Annotated in this window: 16 protein-coding genes; 8 read left to right on the top strand and 8 right to left on the bottom strand. The window is 56.6% G+C overall.

Going from position 1 to position 19907, the window contains the following annotated elements; all coding sequences use genetic code 11:
• Positions 1–51: 51 nt before the first annotated feature.
• The 4 genes from gluQRS to thpR all read right to left on the bottom strand — a co-directional run bounded on the left by gluQRS (position 52) and on the right by thpR (position 2896).
• The gene (gene gluQRS / locus GBC03_25095) at positions 52–948 is read right to left on the bottom strand and encodes a tRNA glutamyl-Q(34) synthetase GluQRS (GenBank protein QFS74123.1); all 897 of its coding nucleotides are present in this window, start codon (positions 946–948) and stop codon (positions 52–54) included.
• A 64-nt stretch (positions 949–1012) separates the two neighbouring features.
• Entirely contained in the window at positions 1013–1468 is a 456-nt protein-coding gene (gene dksA, locus GBC03_25090) for an RNA polymerase-binding protein DksA (protein ID QFS73248.1), read from the bottom strand.
• Positions 1469–1645: 177 nt separating this feature from the next.
• Positions 1646–2350, bottom strand: coding sequence for a DNA/RNA nuclease SfsA (gene sfsA / locus GBC03_25085; protein ID QFS73247.1), 705 nt, complete (start codon positions 2348–2350; stop codon positions 1646–1648).
• A gap of 15 nt (positions 2351–2365) precedes the next feature.
• On the bottom strand, positions 2366–2896 hold the full coding sequence (gene thpR, locus GBC03_25080) for an RNA 2',3'-cyclic phosphodiesterase (GenBank protein QFS73246.1): 531 nt from the start codon (positions 2894–2896) through the stop codon (positions 2366–2368).
• 28 nt (positions 2897–2924) lie between these two features.
• Between thpR and hrpB the strand changes: the two genes are divergently transcribed.
• From hrpB to fhuB, 6 genes are all read left to right on the top strand, one after another.
• Positions 2925–5399 (top strand): ATP-dependent helicase HrpB, encoded by a 2475-nt coding sequence (gene hrpB / locus GBC03_25075; GenBank protein QFS73245.1) that lies wholly within the window; start codon positions 2925–2927, stop codon positions 5397–5399.
• Positions 5400–5523: 124 nt separating this feature from the next.
• Positions 5524–8052, top strand: a complete 2529-nt coding sequence (gene mrcB, locus GBC03_25070) for a bifunctional glycosyl transferase/transpeptidase (protein ID QFS73244.1) — start codon at positions 5524–5526, stop codon at positions 8050–8052.
• Positions 8053–8335: 283 nt separating this feature from the next.
• Positions 8336–10513: a ferrichrome porin FhuA gene (fhuA, locus tag GBC03_25065; protein QFS73243.1), complete on the top strand. Its 2178-nt coding sequence runs from the start codon at positions 8336–8338 to the stop codon at positions 10511–10513.
• A gap of 47 nt (positions 10514–10560) precedes the next feature.
• Positions 10561–11358: a Fe3+-hydroxamate ABC transporter ATP-binding protein FhuC gene (gene fhuC / locus GBC03_25060; protein ID QFS73242.1), complete on the top strand. Its 798-nt coding sequence runs from the start codon at positions 10561–10563 to the stop codon at positions 11356–11358.
• A complete protein-coding gene (gene fhuD / locus GBC03_25055; protein ID QFS73241.1) occupies positions 11358–12248 on the top strand; it encodes a Fe(3+)-hydroxamate ABC transporter substrate-binding protein FhuD in 891 nt (296 codons plus the stop codon). Before fhuC ends, fhuD begins: the two co-directional genes overlap by 1 nt.
• Positions 12245–14227, top strand: a complete 1983-nt coding sequence (gene fhuB, locus GBC03_25050) for a Fe(3+)-hydroxamate ABC transporter permease FhuB (GenBank protein QFS73240.1) — start codon at positions 12245–12247, stop codon at positions 14225–14227. The genes fhuD and fhuB overlap by 4 nt, the downstream gene beginning before the upstream one ends.
• 111 nt (positions 14228–14338) lie before the next feature.
• Here fhuB and hemL read toward each other — a convergent pair whose 3' ends face one another.
• Positions 14339–15619 carry a glutamate-1-semialdehyde 2,1-aminomutase gene (gene hemL / locus GBC03_25045; protein QFS73239.1) on the bottom strand — a complete coding sequence of 427 codons (1281 nt, stop codon included), beginning with the start codon at positions 15617–15619 and terminating at the stop codon, positions 14339–14341.
• Between the two features lie 168 nt (positions 15620–15787).
• Between hemL and clcA the strand changes: the two genes are divergently transcribed.
• Positions 15788–17209 carry a H(+)/Cl(-) exchange transporter ClcA gene (clcA, locus tag GBC03_25040; protein QFS73238.1) on the top strand — a complete coding sequence of 474 codons (1422 nt, stop codon included), beginning with the start codon at positions 15788–15790 and terminating at the stop codon, positions 17207–17209.
• A gap of 81 nt (positions 17210–17290) precedes the next feature.
• Positions 17291–17635, top strand: coding sequence for an iron-sulfur cluster insertion protein ErpA (gene erpA / locus GBC03_25035; protein ID QFS73237.1), 345 nt, complete (start codon positions 17291–17293; stop codon positions 17633–17635).
• Between the two features lie 102 nt (positions 17636–17737).
• On the opposite strand, the gene GBC03_25030 is transcribed toward erpA, so the two are convergent.
• Genes GBC03_25030 through mtnN form a run of 3 tightly spaced genes read right to left on the bottom strand, consistent with a single transcriptional unit; the run spans position 17738 to position 19890 of the window.
• Positions 17738–18361, bottom strand: coding sequence for a hypothetical protein (locus GBC03_25030; protein ID QFS73236.1), 624 nt, complete (start codon positions 18359–18361; stop codon positions 17738–17740).
• Between the two features lie 37 nt (positions 18362–18398).
• Positions 18399–19199 (bottom strand): vitamin B12 ABC transporter substrate-binding protein BtuF, encoded by an 801-nt coding sequence (gene btuF / locus GBC03_25025; protein ID QFS73235.1) that lies wholly within the window; start codon positions 19197–19199, stop codon positions 18399–18401.
• Positions 19192–19890 (bottom strand): 5'-methylthioadenosine/S-adenosylhomocysteine nucleosidase, encoded by a 699-nt coding sequence (gene mtnN, locus GBC03_25020; GenBank protein QFS73234.1) that lies wholly within the window; start codon positions 19888–19890, stop codon positions 19192–19194. Before mtnN ends, btuF begins: the two co-directional genes overlap by 8 nt.
• Positions 19891–19907: the final 17 nt, after the last annotated feature.

The raw sequence follows: 19907 nt of genomic DNA, 5'->3' as shown, positions 1-19907 counted from the left end.
CAGAATTCAGTTCAAATCATTTGCTGTGTAAAAATAGCGGCTAATCATAGCTCAGCACGACGTATTTGAGAATGCCGGATTTACAATCGCCGATTCAGGTACCGTCGAAAGCGTCCAGTTTGCCACGGCGGATGCCAGGATCTCGTCGACGTGCATCTCCTGCCACGGCACATCACCCTGCTGCCCAAGAAAGCGCAGCGCGTCCATGAGAACGGGACGCGGATCGCCTTGCGGCAAGGCAGGGGCATGATTCTGTTTGGACAGTTTAGCGCCTTGTTCATTGAGCGCCAGCGGCAGATGAATATAGTCCGGAGGCGTCCAGCCGAACTGCTGGTACAGCGAGATTTGTCGTACCGTCGGTTCTATCAAATCGGCGCCGCGCACGATTTCGCTGACACCCTGAAAGTGATCGTCCACCACCACCGCCAGGTTATAGGCGAACAGTCCATCACGGCGATGGATAATAAAATCTTCTCTCGCCAGACGTTCGTCAGCCTGAATGTCACCGCGAAGTCGATCGTAAAAACGGGTGACGGGATGCTGCTGTTTGATACGAACCGCCGCTTGCGCCGGTCCGTTATGCAACTCGCGGCAGTGACCATCATAAATTCCGCCAATGCTCTGGACGCGCGCACGGGTACAGGTGCAGTAGTAGCTCAGCCCCCGGTCGTATAACCAGGCGAGCGCGTCGCGGTAGGCGTCATGGCGCTGTGACTGCCATAAAATGTCGCCATCCCAGTGCAGGCCGTAATGTTCCAGTTGACGCAGAATCGTGTCTGCGGCACCGGGAACTTCACGAGGAGGATCAATATCTTCTATACGTACTCGCCATATTCCCTGACGGGCGCGAGCCTGTAAGTAACTGCCCAGCGCAGCAATGAGGGAGCCAAAGTGCAGTTCACCAGAAGGTGACGGGGCGAATCGGCCAATGTAGTGTGAGTCAGTCATCTTTGCGTAAAAATGAACAGGCGGGGAAAGCCCCGCCTGTTGTAAACGTTTCAAACGCCAGGCCTTAGCCAGCCATTTGTTTTTCGCGAATTTCAGCCAGCGTTTTGCAGTCGATGCACAGATCGGCTGTTGGACGCGCTTCCAGGCGACGAATACCAATTTCTACACCGCAGGATTCGCAGTAGCCGAAATCTTCGTCTTCAACCTTCTTCAGCGTTTTCTCGATCTTTTTGATCAGTTTGCGCTCACGGTCACGGTTACGCAGTTCGAGGCTGAACTCTTCTTCCTGTGCGGCACGGTCTACCGGGTCCGGGAAGTTGGCAGCTTCATCCTGCATATGAGTAACGGTGCGATCGACTTCATCCCTAAGTTGATTACGCCATGCTTCAAGAATACGCCTGAAGTGCGACAGCTGGGCTTCGTTCATATACTCTTCGCCCGGTTTCTCCTGGTACGGCTCCACCCCAGCGATGGCGAGAATACTCAGGGACGATGTTTTACGGTTTTGCCCTTCTTGCATGTTGCTTCTCCTTAACACGCACTATCGATCCCCATGTTCGGGGGAAAAATCAGGTCGCTATAAATAGCAGATGCTTTTCCGGATAGCAATTAACTAAACGTAACACTTGACAACCCTGTGAGGAAAAGCGTATTTGCGCACGCGACCAGAATACTAAATAACCAATTGTTTACAACACTATAAAGTGACAGTTAATGGCTCTATCAGAGTCATACTATCGGCAGAAAGTTCCGCTTTATAAACCAGAATTTCTACCCCCTTACGCTGTGCTTCGAACAATAGTTGCGCATATTTCGCGTCAATATGGCGCGCGGGTGAAAACCGTGTAATGGCGGAGTGCAGGACGGCAAAGAAAATCACTGCGCGTTTGCCCTCAGCCGCTACGCTCATCAGTTCCCGAAGATGTTTCTGACCTCGTTCAGTGATGGCATCGGGAAAATAACCAAAATCCTTTTCCGCTAACGTTACCGATTTCACTTCAATATAGCAGTCAGGCCGTGAATCTGCCTGTAACATAAAATCAATGCGGCTCCGTTCGGCGCCGTATTTTACTTCGCTTTTCAGCGTGGAATAACCTGAAAGTTCTGAAACTCGTCCCTGTTCAATGGCCTCTTTCGTCAGTCTGTTAGCCCATAGCGTATTAACACAAATTAACGCGCCCGTCTGGGTTTGGGTTAATTCCCAGGTGTGTGGATATTTGCGTTTGATATTCTCCGACGTCGAATACCAGATCGTATCACCGGGCGTTGCACACCCCGTCATCGCCCCGGTATTGGGGCAGTGTAGCGTGAGTTCAGTCCCGTCAGGTGTGATCACATCGGCTAAAAAGCGTTTATATCGCTGAACCAGCGTCGCGCGCTGGAGAGGGGGAGTAAATTGCATCGCGCATGTCCTTGATTATTCGGTGAGCGTCCAGCGCTGAAGTTTGGCGTAACGCGTGCGTCCTCGGGAAAAAGAGGAGGCATACAGGGCAAATTCCGTCACCGGAAATGACCAGCAAAAGCCAGGCGGCGGGATCGCCACGGCGTGACTGGCGTCGCGCAGTAGCGTCACGTGTGGATGAAACGGCTGCGGACTTTGATAACACCCGCTGCGCGCCGCCTGGGCCCGCAGAATATTTGCCAGTTGCAACAGCCCGCGCGGGGACTGACGTGTCCCCAGCCAGACTACGCGAGAGCGTAACCACTGTCCGGCATCATCCAGACTGAGCGTAAACCCGGGCTGACGAATGCGACCGGCAAGGGCAATCAGCGCCTGTTGTTTGTCAGCGCTCACATCGCCTAAAAACGCCAGCGTTAAATGCAGGTTCTCGGCCGCGACGGGGCGCCCCGCCTCCGGGAGGAAATTAGCCGCCCGCCACGAGATAAGTTGCTCACGTACCGTGGCGGGCAGTTCGATGGCAAAAAACAGCCGTTTCGGCTCAGACATCTTAGGTACTCGGTTATGAATTAACGCGATGCTACAATGCGGCGCGAAGAATGTTAACCCTCTGGAGCCATTTGTGACGTCGTTACCTGTTGCTGCTGTACTGCCTGAATTGCTTACTGCCCTGGATTCTGCGCCACAGGTACTGCTGAGCGCGCCGACGGGAGCCGGTAAGTCAACCTGGTTGCCGCTACAGTTTCTGGCGCATAAGGGTATCGAAGGGCGGATTATCCTGCTGGAGCCGCGTCGTCTGGCAGCGCGTAACGTGGCACAAAGGCTTGCGGAACTGCTCGATGAAAAGCCCGGTGAGACGGTTGGCTACCGGATGCGGGCGCAATCCTGCGTCGGGCCAGCAACGCGGCTTGAGGTGGTCACCGAAGGGGTACTGACGCGTATGATCCAGCGCGATCCGGAGCTCAGCGGTGTGGGACTGGTGATCCTCGACGAATTTCACGAACGCAGCGTGCAGGCAGATCTCGCGCTGGCGCTGCTGCTGGACGTGCAGCAAGGACTGCGCGACGATCTTAAGCTGCTGATCATGTCCGCCACGCTGGATAACGATCGCCTGCAACAGTGCCTGCCGGATGCGCCGGCGATCGTTTCTGAAGGGCGTGCCTTTCCCGTTGAGCGCCGTTATCAGCCGCTGGCATCGCAGTTGCGTTTCGACGAAGCCGTGGCGGTCGCTTGTGCCGAACTGCTGCGCAAAGAGCCCGGCTCGCTGCTGCTGTTTTTACCCGGCGTCGGGGAGATCCTGCGCGTACAGGAGCAATTAAGTGCGCGAGTCGGTAGTGATGTAATGCTGTGTCCGCTCTATGGCGCACTGTCGCTTAGCGAGCAGCGCAAAGCGATTTTGCCTGCTCCGCAAGGCATGCGTAAAGTTGTGCTGGCGACCAATATTGCGGAGACCAGTCTGACCATTGAGGGGATTCGCCTGGTGGTTGACTGCGCGCAGGAGCGGGTGGCGCGGTTTGACGCGCGCACCGGGTTGACCCGGCTTATCACCCAGCGCATCAGTCATGCTTCCATGACCCAGCGCGCCGGGCGGGCTGGACGTCTGGAGCCGGGTATCTGTCTGCATCTGATTGCCAAAGAGCAGGCGGAACGCGCTGCAGTACAAGGGGATCCTGAAATTTTGCACAGCGATCTCTCCGGTCTACTGATGGAATTGCTGCTGTGGGGATGTCGCGATCCCGCGCAACTCACCTGGCTGGATCTACCGCCTGCTGTCAACTTACAGGCGGCGAAACGATTACTGCACATGCTGGGGGCGCTGGAGGGCGAGCAGCTCAGTACGACGGGGCAAAAAATGGCGGCGTTGGGTAACGATCCGCGGCTGGCCGCGATGTTAGTCAGTGCTTCCACACCCGACGATGCGGCTACGGCGGCAAAGCTGGCGGCGATTCTTGAGGAACCACCGCGGATGGGCAATACCGATCTTGGCGTGGCGTTTTCCCGCCATCAGCCCGCCTGGCAACAGCGTAGTCAGCAGCTTCTCAAGCGTCTGAATGTTCGCAACGGCGAAGCGGATGCGTCACGTATAGCCCCGTTGCTGGCTCAGGCCTTTGCCGACCGCATTGCGCGTCGACGCAGCCAGGACGGGCGTTATCAACTGGCAAATGGTATGGGGGCGGCGCTGGACGCTGATGATGCGCTGGGGCGGCACGAATGGCTGATCGCGCCTCTGTTATTACAGGGCAGCGCGTCGCCGGATGCGCGGATCCTGCTGGCGCTGCCGCTCGATATCGATGCGCTTATCCAGCGTTGTCCTGAGTTGTTACAGCAGTCTGATACTGTCGAGTGGGATGAGGCGCAAGGGACGCTGAAAGCCTGGCGCAGACTGCGAGTCGGGGAGTTGACGGTCAAAGTCCAGCCGTTGGCAAAACCGTCCGAAGAAGAACTGCATCTGGCGATGCTTAACGGCATCCGCGATAAAGGCCTGAGCGTGCTCAACTGGACGCCTGCGGCAGAACAACTGCGGTTACGCCTGCACTGTGCGGCGAAATGGCTGCCGGAGTATGACTGGCCTGCGGTGGACGACAGGACATTACTGGCCACGCTGGAGAACTGGCTGCTGCCGCATATGAGCGGCGTTCATTCGCTGCGCGGCCTGAAATCGCTGGATGTTCACCAGGCATTGAGCGGGTTACTGGATTATTCCCTGCAGCAACGTCTGGTGAGTTCGTTACCCACACATTACACTGTGCCGACGGGAAGCCGGATAGCCATTCGTTATCACGACGATAATCCGCCGGCGCTGGCGGTCAGAATGCAGGAGATGTTTGGCGAGGCCCGTACGCCGACCATCGCCGAGGGCCGCGTGCCGCTGGTTCTGGAGCTCTTGTCCCCCGCGCAGCGACCGTTGCAGATAACCCAGGATTTGGCTGCGTTCTGGCAGGGTTCGTATCGCGACGTGCAAAAAGAGATGAAAGGGCGCTATCCCAAACATGTCTGGCCGGACGATCCGGCGAACACGGCACCGACGCGGCGGACCAAAAAGTATTCGTAAGCCGGAGAGGGCATTTACGCCCTGTCCGACAAAAGAGCCGTAAAATTGAGAGATTTCTTCTTTTGTCTTCTGACGGAAGAACAGAGAATCAGGCCCTTGCGCCTGAATGTAGCGGAGAAAAAGCATGGCCGGGAATGACCGCGAGCCAATTGGACGCAAAGGGAAACCTACGCGTCCGGTGAAACAAAAGGTGAGCCGTCGCCAACTCAGAGATGATGAGTACGACGACGATTATGATGATGACTATGAGGATGAAGAACCGATGCCGCGTAAGGGTAAAGGCAAAGGGCGTAAGCCTCGTGGCAAGCGCGGCTGGATGTGGCTGCTGCTGAAAATAGCGATTGTATTTGCGGTACTGCTTGCCATCTATGGCGTCTATCTGGATCAAAAAATCCGTAGCCGTATTGATGGCAAAGTCTGGCAGTTGCCGGCGGCGGTGTATGGCCGGATGGTCAACCTTGAGCCGGAAATGTCGGTCAGCAAAAACGAAATGGTCAAATTGCTGGAAGCCACCCAGTATCGTCAGGTCAGCAAGATGACGCGTCCTGGCGAGTTTACCGTGCAGGCCAACAGCATTGAGATGATCCGCCGTCCGTTTGATTTTCCGGACAGCAAAGAGGGTCAGGTGCGCGCGCGTCTGACGTTCGATAGCGGCCGTCTGGACACGATCGTCAACATGGATAACAACCGCCAGTTCGGTTTCTTCCGTCTCGATCCGCGCTTGATCACCATGCTCTCGTCGCCAAACGGCGAACAGCGTCTGTTTGTTCCGCGCAGCGGTTTCCCGGATCTGCTGGTGGATACGCTGCTGGCGACCGAAGACCGTCATTTCTATGAGCATGACGGGGTGAGTTTGTACTCTATCGGCCGCGCGGTGCTGGCAAACCTGACCGCCGGACGCACGGTACAGGGGGCAAGTACCCTGACCCAACAGCTGGTGAAAAACCTGTTCCTCTCCAGCGAGCGTTCGTACTGGCGTAAGGCCAACGAAGCCTACATGGCGCTGCTGATGGATGCGCGCTACAGCAAAGATCGCATTCTTGAGCTGTATATGAACGAGGTGTATCTCGGTCAGAGCGGCGATAACGAAATTCGCGGCTTCCCGCTGGCGAGCTTGTACTACTTTGGCCGCCCGGTGGAAGAGCTGAGCCTGGACCAGCAGGCGCTGCTGGTGGGGATGGTGAAAGGGGCGTCAATCTACAACCCGTGGCGTAACCCGAAACTGGCGCTTGAACGTCGTAACCTGGTGCTGCGTCTGCTGCAGCAACAGCAGGTGATCGATCAGGAACTGTACGACATGCTGAGCGCGCGCCCGTTAGGCGTGCAGCCGCGCGGTGGGGTGATCTCACCACAGCCCGCGTTTATGCAGATGGTGCGTCAGGAGTTGCAGGCGAAGCTGGGCGATAAAGTGAAAGATCTCTCCGGCGTGAAGATCTTCACCACCTTTGACTCTGTTGCCCAGGATGCTGCCGAGAAAGCGGCGGTTGACGGGATTCCGGAACTGAAAAAACAGCGCAAGCTGAGCGATCTGGAAACCGCGATTGTGGTGGTGGACCGCTTCAGTGGCGAAGTCCGGGCCATGGTCGGTGGCGCTGAACCGCAGTTTGCTGGCTATAACCGCGCGATGCAGGCGCGTCGTTCGATTGGTTCTCTGGCCAAACCGGCGACCTATCTGACCGCGCTGAGCCAGCCGAAAATCTATCGTCTGAACACCTGGATTGCCGATGCGCCAATTGCGCTGCGCCAGCCAAACGGTCAGGTGTGGTCGCCGCAGAACGACGATCGTCGTTACAGCGAAAGCGGCAAAGTCATGTTAGTGGATGCGCTGACGCGCTCCATGAACGTACCGACGGTCAATCTGGGGATGGCACTGGGTCTGCCAGCCGTCACCGATACCTGGCTGAAGCTGGGCGTGCCAAAAGAGCAGTTGCATCCGGTTCCGGCCATGCTGCTGGGGGCGCTGAACCTGACGCCAATCGAAGTGACGCAGGCGTTCCAGACGATCGCCAGCGGCGGTAACCGTGCGCCGCTTTCCGCGCTGCGTTCGGTTATTGCCGAAGATGGCACCGTGCTGTACCAGAGCTTCCCGCAGGCGGAACGCGCCGTTCCGGCTCAGGCTGCCTACATGACGCTGTGGACGATGCAGCAGGTTGTGCAGCGCGGCACCGGTCGTCAGCTTGGCGCGAAGTATCCGAATCTGCATCTGGCGGGTAAAACCGGGACCACGAACAACAACGTCGATACCTGGTTTGCCGGTATTGACGGCAGCCAGGTGACCATCACCTGGGTGGGCCGCGATAACAACCAGCCAACGAAGCTGTACGGTGCGAGCGGGGCGATGTCTATTTATCAGCGTTATCTGGCAAACCAGACGCCGACGCCGCTGACGCTGACGCCGCCGGAGGATATTGCGGAGATGGGCGTCGACTATGACGGCAACTTTGTCTGCAGCGGCGGCATGCGCACGCTGCCGGTCTGGACATCAGACCCAGATTCGCTCTGCCAGCAGGGTGAAATGCAGCAGCAGCCGACCGGGAACCCGTTCGATCAATCTTCTCAGCCGCAGCAACAGCCGCAACAGCCGCCGAAGGAAGAGAAGAAAGACGGCGACGGCGTGGCGGGGTGGATTAAAGACATGTTCGGCAGTAACTAACCATCGTGCCGGATGGCACTTCGTTTATCCGGCCTACAGGATCAATACGGCATTGGGCTTGTAGGCCGGATAAGGCGTTTTTGCCGCCATCCGGCAATTCCCCTACAAAAACATTTCACACCACTTTCTTAACCCTTTCTTTTCATCTGGATATTTCTTAACCCCTTAGTTTTGGTGGGGACGCGTATCGCTTGCTATCGCGCCCGCGTTTCGAATATTATTCTGCCGGCATAATAATAATTCTCGTTTACGTTATCATTCACTTTTCATCAGAGATATACCAATGGCGCGTCAAAAAACTGCTCAGCCAAAACACTCGCTGCGTAAAATCGCAGTTGTAGTAGCCACAGCGGTTAGCGGCATGTCTGTCTATGCACAGGCGGCGGTTGAACCGAAAAAAGAAGACACTATCACCGTAACCGCTGCACCTGCTCCGCAGGAAAGTGCGTGGGGCCCATCTCCGACTATTGCCGCGAAGCGCTCCGCCACTGCCACCAAAACAGATACGCCTATCGAAAAGACTCCACAGTCTGTTTCGGTAGTGACGCGTGAAGAAATGGATATGCATCAGCCTGGGTCGGTGAAAGAGGCTTTAGCCTATACGCCCGGCGCAGCAGTTTCGACACGTGGCGCTTCCAGTACGTATGATTTCGTTATCATTCGCGGCTTCTACACACCTGGTCCGACCCCGAACAATTACCTTGATGGCATTAAACTACAGGGTGATTACTACAGTTCTGCCGTTGTTGACCCTTACATGCTTGAACGTGTAGAGATGATGCGTGGGCCAACTTCTGTTCTTTATGGGAAAAGTAACCCAGGTGGCCTGATCTCTATGGTCAGCAAAAGCCCAACATCAGAGCCGTTAAAAGAAATTCAATTCAAAATGGGTACAGATAATCTGTTCCAGACCGGTTTTGATTTCAGTGATTCTCTGGATGATGACGGCGTCTATTCCTATCGTTTAACAGGGCTGGCACGTTCTAATGACGAACAACAGGATTTCGCGAAGCAGAAGCGCTATGCCATTGCGCCGGTGTTTAGCTGGAAACCTGATGACAGAACCAATCTGACGTTGCGGGCAAACATTCAGAATGAACCTTCAACGGGTTATTACGGATGGTTGCCGAAAGAAGGTACTGTAGTACCGTTGCCTGATGGTTCCCGTTTGCCAGTGAGCTTTACTGACTACGCTCCGAACAATACTTATTCACGTTATGAGCGTATGGTTGGTTACAGCTTTGAACACAGTTTTGATGATACTTTCACTGTGCGCCAAAATTTACGCTATAGCCAAATAAAGACATCCCAGCAGAGCGTGTACGGTTTTGGGGCTGTGGGTAATCAATTGACCCGCTCAAGCATCGTAGCCAATGAACGCTACAATGATTTCGGTGTGGATACCCAGTTGGAAAGCAAGTTTGCGACGGGAGACGTCGGACATACTCTGCTGACCGGTATCGATTATTCACGTTTGCGTAATGATATCGATAACGCCTACGGAACTGCACCGTCGTTAGATATGAATAACCCCGTGTATACGGATGTTGATTTCCCGGACGCGAAACCGTTCCAGCTCAATACCCAGCACCAAACTGGTGTATATGTCCAGGATCAGTTGGAATGGAATAAATGGGTTGCAACATTGGGAGGTCGTTATGACTGGTCCCAGCAGGCAACAACCATTCGAGCCAGCAATCAGAAAGTTGAGCGTAATGATGAGCAATTCACCTGGCGCGGTGGGATAAACTATCTCTTTGACAACGGTATTACACCGTACTTTAGCTACAGCGAATCTTTCGAGCCGAACCCATCTAAAGCGTGGGCTGCAACGCCTGCTGACAATGTTGCTTATGCGCCGTCAAAAGGTAAGCAATATGAAGCTGGTGTGAAATACGTTCCAAAAGATCTGCCGGTTGTTGTTACTGCTGCTGTGTATGAGCTGACAAAAACAAATAACCTGACCACCGACCCGCTGAATCCGTTTGCACAGGTCCCAGCCGGTGAAATACGTTCTCGTGGCGTTGAGTTAGAAGCGAAAGCCGCAGTGAATGCGAACATTAACGTGACAGCGTCTTATACGTATACCGATGCTGAATATACGGAAGACACGACGCTTAAAGGTAAAACGCCTGTTCAAGTACCAAAAAATATGGCTTCTTTGTGGGGCGATTACACCTTCAATGAAGGCCCGCTGTCTGGTTTAACTCTGGGAACAGGTGGTCGTTATGTCGGTTCCAGCTATGGTGATCCAGCGAACTCCTTCAAAGTAGGTAGTTCAACAGTGATGGATGCTGTCGTTAAATACGATCTCGCACGCCTGGGTATGGCGGGTTCTAGCGTTGCAGTTAACGTTACCAACCTGTTTGACCGCGAATACGTCGCCAGCTGCTTCGATACTTATGGCTGCTTCTGGGGCGCGGAACGTCAGGTCGTTGCTACCGCAACTTTCCGCTTCTAATTTTTCTTTGGGCACGCATGGCGTGCCCGCTTTACAAGTTGGCCGCTATGCAGGAACAGACCCATCATCCCGATACCACGTTTGCACTGCGTGATGTCTCCTTTCGCGTGCCTGGTCGCACGCTTCTGCATCCTCTGTCGTTAACCTTTCCCGTCGGTAAAGTGACTGGCCTTATCGGCCACAACGGTTCAGGTAAATCCACGTTGTTAAAAATGCTGGGTCGCCATCAGCCGCCGTCAGAAGGGGATATCCTGCTGGACGCCCAGCCGCTGAACAGCTGGAACAGCAAAGCGTTTGCCCGTAAGGTGGCGTATTTACCGCAGCAGTTGCCGCAGGCGGAAGGGATGACCGTACGTGAACTGGTGGCGATTGGTCGCTATCCGTGGCACGGGGCGCTGGGTCGTTTTGGCGTCGCGGACAGAGAAAAAGTGGAAGAAGCGATCGCGCTGGTGGGGTTGAAACCGCTGGCGCATCGTCTGGTTGACAGCCTTTCCGGCGGTGAACGTCAGCGCGCGTGGATTGCGATGCTGGTGGCGCAGGACAGCCGCTGTCTGCTGCTGGATGAACCCACCTCGGCGCTGGATATCGCCCATCAGGTTGATGTGCTGGCGCTGGTGCATCGCCTCAGCCAGGAGCGTGGCCTGACGGTGATCGCCGTGCTGCATGATATCAACATGGCTGCCCGCTACTGCGACTACTTAGTCGCGCTACGCGGTGGCGAAATGATTGCCCAGGGAACGCCTGCCGACCTGATGCGTAGCGAAACCCTGGAGCGGATTTATGGCATCCCGATGGGGATCCTGCCGCATCCGGCAGGCGCTGCACCTGTGAGTTTTGTGTATTGATGAGCGGCTTACCCCACATAACGCGTCGTCGTTTATTAACGGCGATGGCACTTTCCCCGCTGCTCTGGCAGATGAAACCGGCGCGCGCGGCCTCGGTCGATCCGCATCGCATTGTGGCGCTGGAGTGGCTGCCGGTCGAGCTGTTGCTGGCGCTTGGCGTGACGCCTTACGGCGTGGCGGACATTCCCAATTATCGCCTGTGGGTGAATGACCCCCCACTGCCGGCGTCGGTGATTGATGTCGGCTTACGCACCGAGCCGAATCTTGAACTGCTGACCGAAATGAAACCCTCGTATATGTTCTGGTCGACAGGGTATGGTCCTTCCCCCGAGACGCTGGCGCGGATAGCCCCCGGACGCGGTTTCAACTTCAGCGATGGCAAACAGCCCTTAGCGGTGGCCCGCCGGTCTTTGATCGAGATGGCGCAGATGCTGAATCTGGAACCGGCAGCCGAGCGGCATCTGGCGGAATATGATCAGTTTATTGCCAGCCGGAAACCGCGCTTTGCGCAGCGCGGCGAGCGTCCGCTGCTGTTGGTCACCCTGCTTGATCCCCGTCATATGCTGGTCTTTGGCCCGAACTGCCTGTTCCAGGACGTGCTGGATGAGTACGGTATTCGCAACGCCTGGCAGGGGGAAACCAACTTCTGGGGCAGTACGGCAGTAGGGATCGATCGTCTTGCGGCCTACAAAGATGCCGATGTGCTCTGCTTTGATCATGGCAATAACAAAGAGATGGCGGCACTGATGGCGACACCGCTCTGGCAGGCAATGCCGTTTGTGCGCGAAGGGCGTTTCCAGCGCGTACCGCCCGTGTGGTTCTATGGTGCCACATTGTCGACCATGAACTTTGTGCGCATTTTGGATACTGCGCTGGGGGGGAAAGCGTGAGCAAACGTATTACACGCTTCCCGGCGTTATTGCTGGTGCTGCTGTTTGTTGCTGCGGTGGGCTTAACCTGGACGAATTTCTCTATTGCGCTGCCCCGCGCTCAGTGGCAACAGGCGCTATGGTCACCCAATATCGACATCATCGAGCAGATGATTTTCCACTACAGCCTTCTTCCCCGCCTGGTGATTTCCCTGCTGGTGGGTGCCGGGCTGGGGCTGGTTGGCGTGCTCTTTCAGCAGGTGCTGCGTAACCCGCTGGCGGAGCCGACCACGCTGGGCGTGGCGACAGGTGCGCAACTGGGGATGACGGTCACAACGTTATGGGCGATCCCGGGCGTACTGGCCGCGCAGTTCGCTGCTCTGGCGGGAGCCTGTATTGTCGGGGCGCTGGTGTTTGGCGTCGCCTGGGGCAAACGTCTTTCTCCCGTGACGCTGATCCTCGCCGGTCTGGTGGTCAGTTTGTACTGTGGGGCAATCAATCAGCTGTTGGTTATCTTCCACCACGATCAGTTGCAAAGCATGTTCCTGTGGAGTACCGGAACGCTGACGCAAACCGATTGGGGCGGCGTGCAGCGTCTGTGGCCGCAACTGCTGGGCGGCGTGATGCTCACCCTGCTGTTGCTGCGTCCGCTGACCCTGATGGGGCTGGACGACGGCGTTGCGCGTAATTTAGGGCTGGCGCTGTCGCTGGCGCGTCTGGCGGCGCTGACGCTGGCGATTGTGCTCAGCGCGCTGCTGGTTAACGCGGTGGGGATTATCGGTTTTATCGGCCTGTTTGCACCGTTGCTGGCGAAAATGCTAGGCGCGCGTCGTCTGCTGGCGCGTCTGATGCTGGCTCCGCTGATCGGGGCGCTGATTCTCTGGCTTTCCGATCAGATCATTCTCTGGCTGACCCGGGTATGGATGGAAGTGTCCACCGGTTCCGTGACGGCGCTGATCGGCGCACCGCTGCTGCTGTGGCTATTGCCGCGCCTGCGAAGCATGAGCGCGCCGGACATGAACGTCAGCGATCGGGGGGCGACAGAACGTCAGCATGTGCTGGGCTATGCGCTGATCGGCGGCCTGCTGTTGTTGATTGGGGTGTATGCCGCGCTGTCGTTGGGTCGTGACGCTCAGGGCTGGAGTTGGGCTAGCGGCGTGCAGTTGGAAGAGCTGATGCCCTGGCGCTGGCCGCGCATCCTGGCGGCGGCGATCGCCGGGGTGATGCTGGCGGTGGCGGGGTGCATTATTCAACGGCTGACCGGTAACCCGATGGCGAGTCCTGAGGTGCTGGGGATCAGTTCCGGCGCGGCATTCGGTGTTGTACTGATGCTGTTTCTGGTGCCGGGCAATGCGTTTGGCTGGCTGCTGCCCGCCGGGAGTCTCGGCGCTGCCGCCACGCTGTTGATCATTATGATCGCCGCCGGACGGGGAGGGTTCTCACCCCACCGTATGCTGCTGGCCGGGATGGCGCTCAGTACCGCGTTTACCATGCTGCTGATGATGTTGCAGGCGAGCGGCGATCCGCGCATGGCAGGGGTATTGACCTGGATCTCCGGTTCGACCTATAACGTGTCGGGCGAGCAGGTGCTGCACACCGGGATTGTGATGGTGATCCTGCTGGCCATCACGCCGCTCTGTCGTCGTTGGTTGACGATTTTACCGCTGGGCGGCGATACCGCCCGCGCAGTCGGTATCGCGTTGACACCGTCGCGGGTGGCTCTGCTGTTGCTGGCGGCCAGTCTGACAGCCACCGCCACAATGACGATTGGCCCGCTGAGCTTTGTCGGACTGATGGCGCCGCATATCGCGCGGATGTTGGGTTTTCGTCGAACGATGCCGCATATTGTGATGTCGGCGCTGGCGGGGGGATTATTGCTGATTTTCGCCGACTGGTGCGGGCGGATGGTGCTGTTTCCGTACCAGATCCCGGCAGGGATACTGTCGACGTTTATCGGCGCGCCGTACTTTATTTATCTGTTACGTAAGCAGAGTCGTTGATTCGGTTGTTTTTCGTGTAGGCCGGATAAGACGCTTCGCGTCGCCATCCGGCAATAAAAAAGCCGGGTGGCGGCTTCGCCTTACCCGGCCTACGGTTTAAAACGTACTCTGTTACAGCTTCGCAAACACCCGACGCGCGGCGTCGATGGTGTTATTGATGTCTTCCATGCTGTGCGCCACGGACATAAATCCCGCTTCAAACGCGGATGGCGCAAGGTAAATTCCCTCGTCCAGCATCATGTGGAAGAAGCGCTTAAAGCGTTCCACGTCGCAGGCCATCACGTCCTGATAGCAGGTGACGGTTTTCGCGTCGGTGAAGAAAATCCCGAACATGCCGCCAACGTGGTTAACGACCAGCGGGATCGCGGTTTCTTGTGCCGCTTCCAGCAGACCTTCCGCCAGGCGCGTCGTCAGGTCATCCAGCGTTTCGTGAATGCCCGGCTGCGCCACTTCAGTCAGACAGGCAAAACCTGCCGCCATCGCAATCGGGTTGCCGGAGAGGGTGCCCGCCTGATAGACCGGGCCAGTGGGCGCCAGCGCGTCCATCACGTCGCGACGACCGCCAAACGCGCCCACAGGCATCCCGCCGCCGATGATTTTGCCCAGACAGGTCAGATCCGGTACCACGCTGTAGTAGTCCTGCGCGCCTGCCAGGGCGACGCGGAAGCCGGTCATCACTTCGTCGATAATCAGCAGCGCGCCGAACTCATCGCACAGCGCGCGCAGACCCGGCAGGAATTCCGGCAGCGGCGGGATGCAGTTCATGTTGCCCGCCACCGGCTCTACGATGATACAGGCGATCTCCTGCGGGAACTGCTCGAACGCGGCACGCACGGAATTGAGATCGTTATAGGTACAGGTCAGGGTGTGCTTCGCGAAATCTGCCGGTACGCCCGGAGAGTTCGGTTGGCCCAGCGTCAGCGCGCCGGAGCCGGCTTTCACCAGCAGACAGTCCGCGTGGCCGTGGTAGCAGCCTTCAAATTTGATGATCTTATCGCGGCCAGTGAAGCCGCGCGCCAGACGAATAGCGCTCATGGTCGCTTCGGTACCGGAGTTGACCATTCGCACCATATCCATCGTCGGCACCAGTTCGGTCACCAGTTCCGCCATTTTGACTTCCATCTCGGTTGGCGCGCCGAAGCTTAAGCCCCGCTCTGCCGCCTCGATTACCGCGTTGCGGATTGCCGGATGGTTGTGTCCCAGCACCATGGGGCCCCAGGAGCCGACGTAATCGATATAGGCTTTACCATCGACATCGTACAAATAGGCCCCGTCAGCTTTTTCGATAAACAGCGGAGTACCACCCACGCCAGTAAAGGCGCGAACAGGGGAGTTAACGCCGCCGGGAATTAGCTCGCGTGCTGCGCTGTAGAGGTTTTCAGACTTACTCATGGATGGGTTCCTGATTCGTAGAAAATGTGAATGGTCGCTATTCTAGTTATTCAGAGAAGGTTATGAAAGTTTTGCGCATTTGAAACAGTACGATTTGCAGGGGATTTTCGGGGAAGAGGCGAGTACAATGCCGCCTCTGCATTTGTATTACCAATTAATGATCATCTGATGAAGACAGAAACTCCCTCTTTTGAAGCACAGCAAATTGTGCGCTTACGGCGCAGGGACCAAATCCGTCGACTGTTGGAGCGTGATAAAACGCCGCTGGCGATCTTAATGATGGCGGCAGTGGTGGGGACGCTCACCGGCCTGGTGGGCGTGGCGTTCGAAAAAGCGGTGAGCGGGGTGCAAAACCTGCGTATCGGTGCGCTGGTGAATGCGGCCGATCATCCGCTTCTGCTCTGGCCGCTGGCGTTTATTCTCTCCGCATTACTGGCAATGGTCGGCTATTTTTTGGTGCGTAAATTTGCGCCGGAAGCCGGTGGCTCGGGGATCCCAGAGATTGAAGGGGCACTGGAAGAGCTGCGCCCCGTTCGCTGGTGGCGCGTGTTGCCGGTCAAGTTTATCGGCGGGATGGGTACGCTGGGGGCGGGGATGGTACTGGGTCGCGAAGGGCCAACGGTACAAATCGGCGGGAATATAGGTCGTATGGTGCTGGATATCTTTCGTATGCGCAGCGCCGAAGCACGCCATACCCTGTTGGCGACCGGGGCGGCTGCGGGGCTTTCCGCCGCCTTCAATGCGCCGCTGGCGGGCATTCTGTTTATCATTGAGGAGATGCGCCCGCAGTTTCGCTACAACCTTATCTCGATCAAAGCCGTCTTCACTGGTGTGATTATGTCGAGCATTGTTTTTCGCATCTTCAATGGTGAATCGCCGATTATCGAGGTGGGGAAACTGTCCAACGCGCCGGTCAATACGCTGTGGCTGTACCTGATCCTCGGGATGATTTTCGGCTGCGTGGGGCCAGTTTTCAATAAGCTGGTGCTGGGTACCCAGGATATGTTCCAGCGTTTTCATCACGGTAATATGACCAAATGGGTGCTCATGGGCGGGTCGATTGGCGGTCTGTGCGGCATTCTGGGACTGATTGAACCCGCGGCGGCGGGTGGCGGTTTTAACCTTATCCCGATTGCGGCGGCGGGCAATTTTAGCGTCGGGCTGCTGCTGTTTATCTTTATCGCGCGGGTGATCACCACCTTGCTCTGTTTCTCTTCTGGCGCGCCGGGCGGCATTTTTGCGCCGATGCTAGCGTTGGGTACGCTGTTGGGGACGGCATTTGGCATGGCAGCCGCCGCCGGTTTTCCGCATTATCAGCTTGAGGCCGGGACGTTCGCCATCGCCGGAATGGGCGCACTGCTGGCGGCTTCGGTGCGCGCGCCGTTGACCGGGATTGTGCTGGTGCTGGAGATGACCGATAACTATCAGCTCATTTTGCCAATGATTATTACCTGTCTTGGCGCAACACTATTGGCACAATTCCTGGGCGGAAAACCGCTATACTCCACTATTCTTGCCCGCACGCTGGCGAAGCAGGAAGCAGAGCAGGCGGCAAAAAGTCAGACGACCACCGCTGGCGAGAATACTTGAATGAAATACCAGGGTATTAGATAATGGCGTTAATATTGGGTCAGAATTTGCCCAATTGCCGATGTCGTTTGGAGCAAAAATATGAGTGATGACGTAGCGCTGCCACTGCAATTTACTGAAGCAGCAGCCAATAAAGTAAAAAGCCTGATCGCTGACGAAGAAAACCCGAACCTGAAACTGCGTGTGTATATCACCGGAGGGGGATGCAGCGGTTTCCAGTATGGTTTTACCTTTGATGATCAGATCAACGAAGGCGATATGACCATCGAGAAACAGGGTGTTGGCCTGGTGGTTGACCCAATGAGCCTGCAGTATCTGGTCGGCGGTTCCGTTGACTACACCGAAGGTCTGGAAGGTTCCCGCTTCGTAGTCACCAACCCGAATGCGAAAAGCACCTGCGGGTGTGGTTCTTCCTTCAGCATCTGAGTGCTGTCTGTCATGCCGGATGACGGCATAAAAGCCTTATCCGGCCTACGGTGTTGTTCTGTTGTAGGCCCGATAAGCGCAGCGCCATCGGGCAAAATCAAGTCAACGACCATTCTCATCTAACGCAAACGTCGGCAGCTTCAGATGCCAGCGGATCGCCGCGAGGCGAATCACCAGCGTGACAACCATCCCCAACATACTGGCGGCTTCTAACGGCATCGCGAAGGTGTAATGCGCGGTGGCATGGACGATCCCGCCGATGATACAGGCCGTAGCGTAGATTTCCGTACGCAGGATCATCGGGATTTCCCGCGCCAGCACATCGCGAATGATGCCGCCGCCCACGCCGGTAATGACGCCCATACAGATAGCCACCAGGGGGCCGGTGCCCGCAATAAATGCTTTGTTGACGCCGATACCCACAAAGACCGCCAGGCCGACGGCGTCCAGCACCGGCAGCATCCATTTGGGTAAGCGTCTGGGCTGACGCACCAACAGGATTGTCAGCATGCTCGTGACCATCGCTACCACCAGATCGGTCGGATCTTTGACCCAGAAAACGGGCCCGTTATCTAATGCCATATCGCGGATTGTCCCGCCACCCACGGCGGTAACCACACCCAAAACCAGCACGCCAAACGGGTCCATACGCAGTTTTCCGGCCAGTAACACGCCAGAGATGGCAAATACCGCGGTACCTACAATATCCAGCCAATAGACGAGCATTCTCAAAACCTCACAACAAACCTGGTGGGGGCAGACGCTAATTCATCTGTGAAAGCGCATTACAGAGTTGTTTTGCGGCGAGGATAATACGCGGGCTTGCGCGTTCAAACCAGTCACTGGTGAGGGGAATTACCGGAATTTGTAGCTGATCACCCCAGTATTGTTTAATTTTGAGAATTTCCCCCGCATCTCCGGCGACAACGATCGCCTGCGGCGCGCGCGCTAGCACCTGTTCGCGACTGACCTGCGGCCAGGGAACCCGGCTACCGGCAAAGATGTTTTCTCCGCCGCAGAGCTCAATAACCTCGTTTTGAATTGACCCTTTTCCGCTGGTAAAGGGAGGATTGATGCCAAACTGCAAAAACACGCGTTTTTTCGCTTTGCCTGCATACTGAGATTTTAGCTGCGAATAGTCGTCCAGCAAGGTTTGCGCGGCGCGCTTTGCTATTTCGGGATGCGGGCTAAAGGCGGCCAGTTTCCGCAACGTATCGGCAATCTGCTCAATAGTGACGGCATCGATCCACATGACCTTGATGCCCAGCGAGGTGAGTTGATTCACCTGCCGTTCGGCATTGCCGCCGCGCCAGGCGAGGACCAGATCCGGCTTCAGCGCCACAATCCGTTCCAGATTCATGCCTTGCCAGGTCGAGACCTGTTCAATGCGTTGCGCCTGCGGCGGATAGTCAGAATAGCTGCTGACGCCAACGGGCGTGATCCCGGCGGCAAAGGCGAGCTCCGTATTGGCTGGAGAGAGTGAGATCACGCGAGGTGTGGCATGCAGCCACACCGGAAGGGCTAACAGCAGGGCGACAAGCGCCCTGGAGAGGGATTTAGCCATGCGCCAGTTTCTGTACCAGCGATTCGACCATCAGCGTGGATTGTTTCGCGGCAACGGCCAGGAATTCATCAAAGCTGAGATGGGACTGTTGATCGGCGACGTCAGAGATCGCGCGGACCACGACAAACGGCACCTTGAAGTTATGGCAAACGTGGGCAATCGCAGTGGCTTCCATTTCAACGGCAATTGCCTGCGGGAAGTTATGCTGGATTTTGGCCAAACCCACGGAACCGTTGATAAAGGCATCGCCGCTGACGATCAGACCACGCACCGCGTTCAGGTTCAGTTGCGCAATGCAGGACTCCGCTGCGGCGATCAGTTTTTCATCGGCTTTAAAGCCGGCCGGGCAGCCCGGCAGTTGACCGAACTCATAACCAAATGCGGTGACGTCAGCGTCGTGATAGCGCGCTTCGTCAGAGACCACAATGTCGCCCACTTTCAGGGTCGGTGCGAGGCCGCCTGCGGAACCGGTGTTAATAATGACGTCCGGCTTGCAGCGTTCCAGCAGCAGCGTTGCGCCCAGCGCCGCCGCCACTTTACCAATACCGGATTTCAGCAGCGCAACGTCGGTTCCGTTTAACTGACCGGTGTAAATTTCGCAACCGCCCAGGGTGAGAGTTTGACGGTTTTCGATTTTGTCACGCAGCAGCGTAACCTCTTCTTCCATTGCACCAATGATGCCGATTTTCATAGATTTACTCGCGCCAG

It is taken from the genome of Citrobacter telavivensis (assembly GCA_009363175.1).
GTDB lineage: Bacteria > Pseudomonadota > Gammaproteobacteria > Enterobacterales > Enterobacteriaceae > Citrobacter_A > Citrobacter_A telavivensis.
This window is presented reverse-complemented; position numbering and strand designations above follow the sequence as displayed.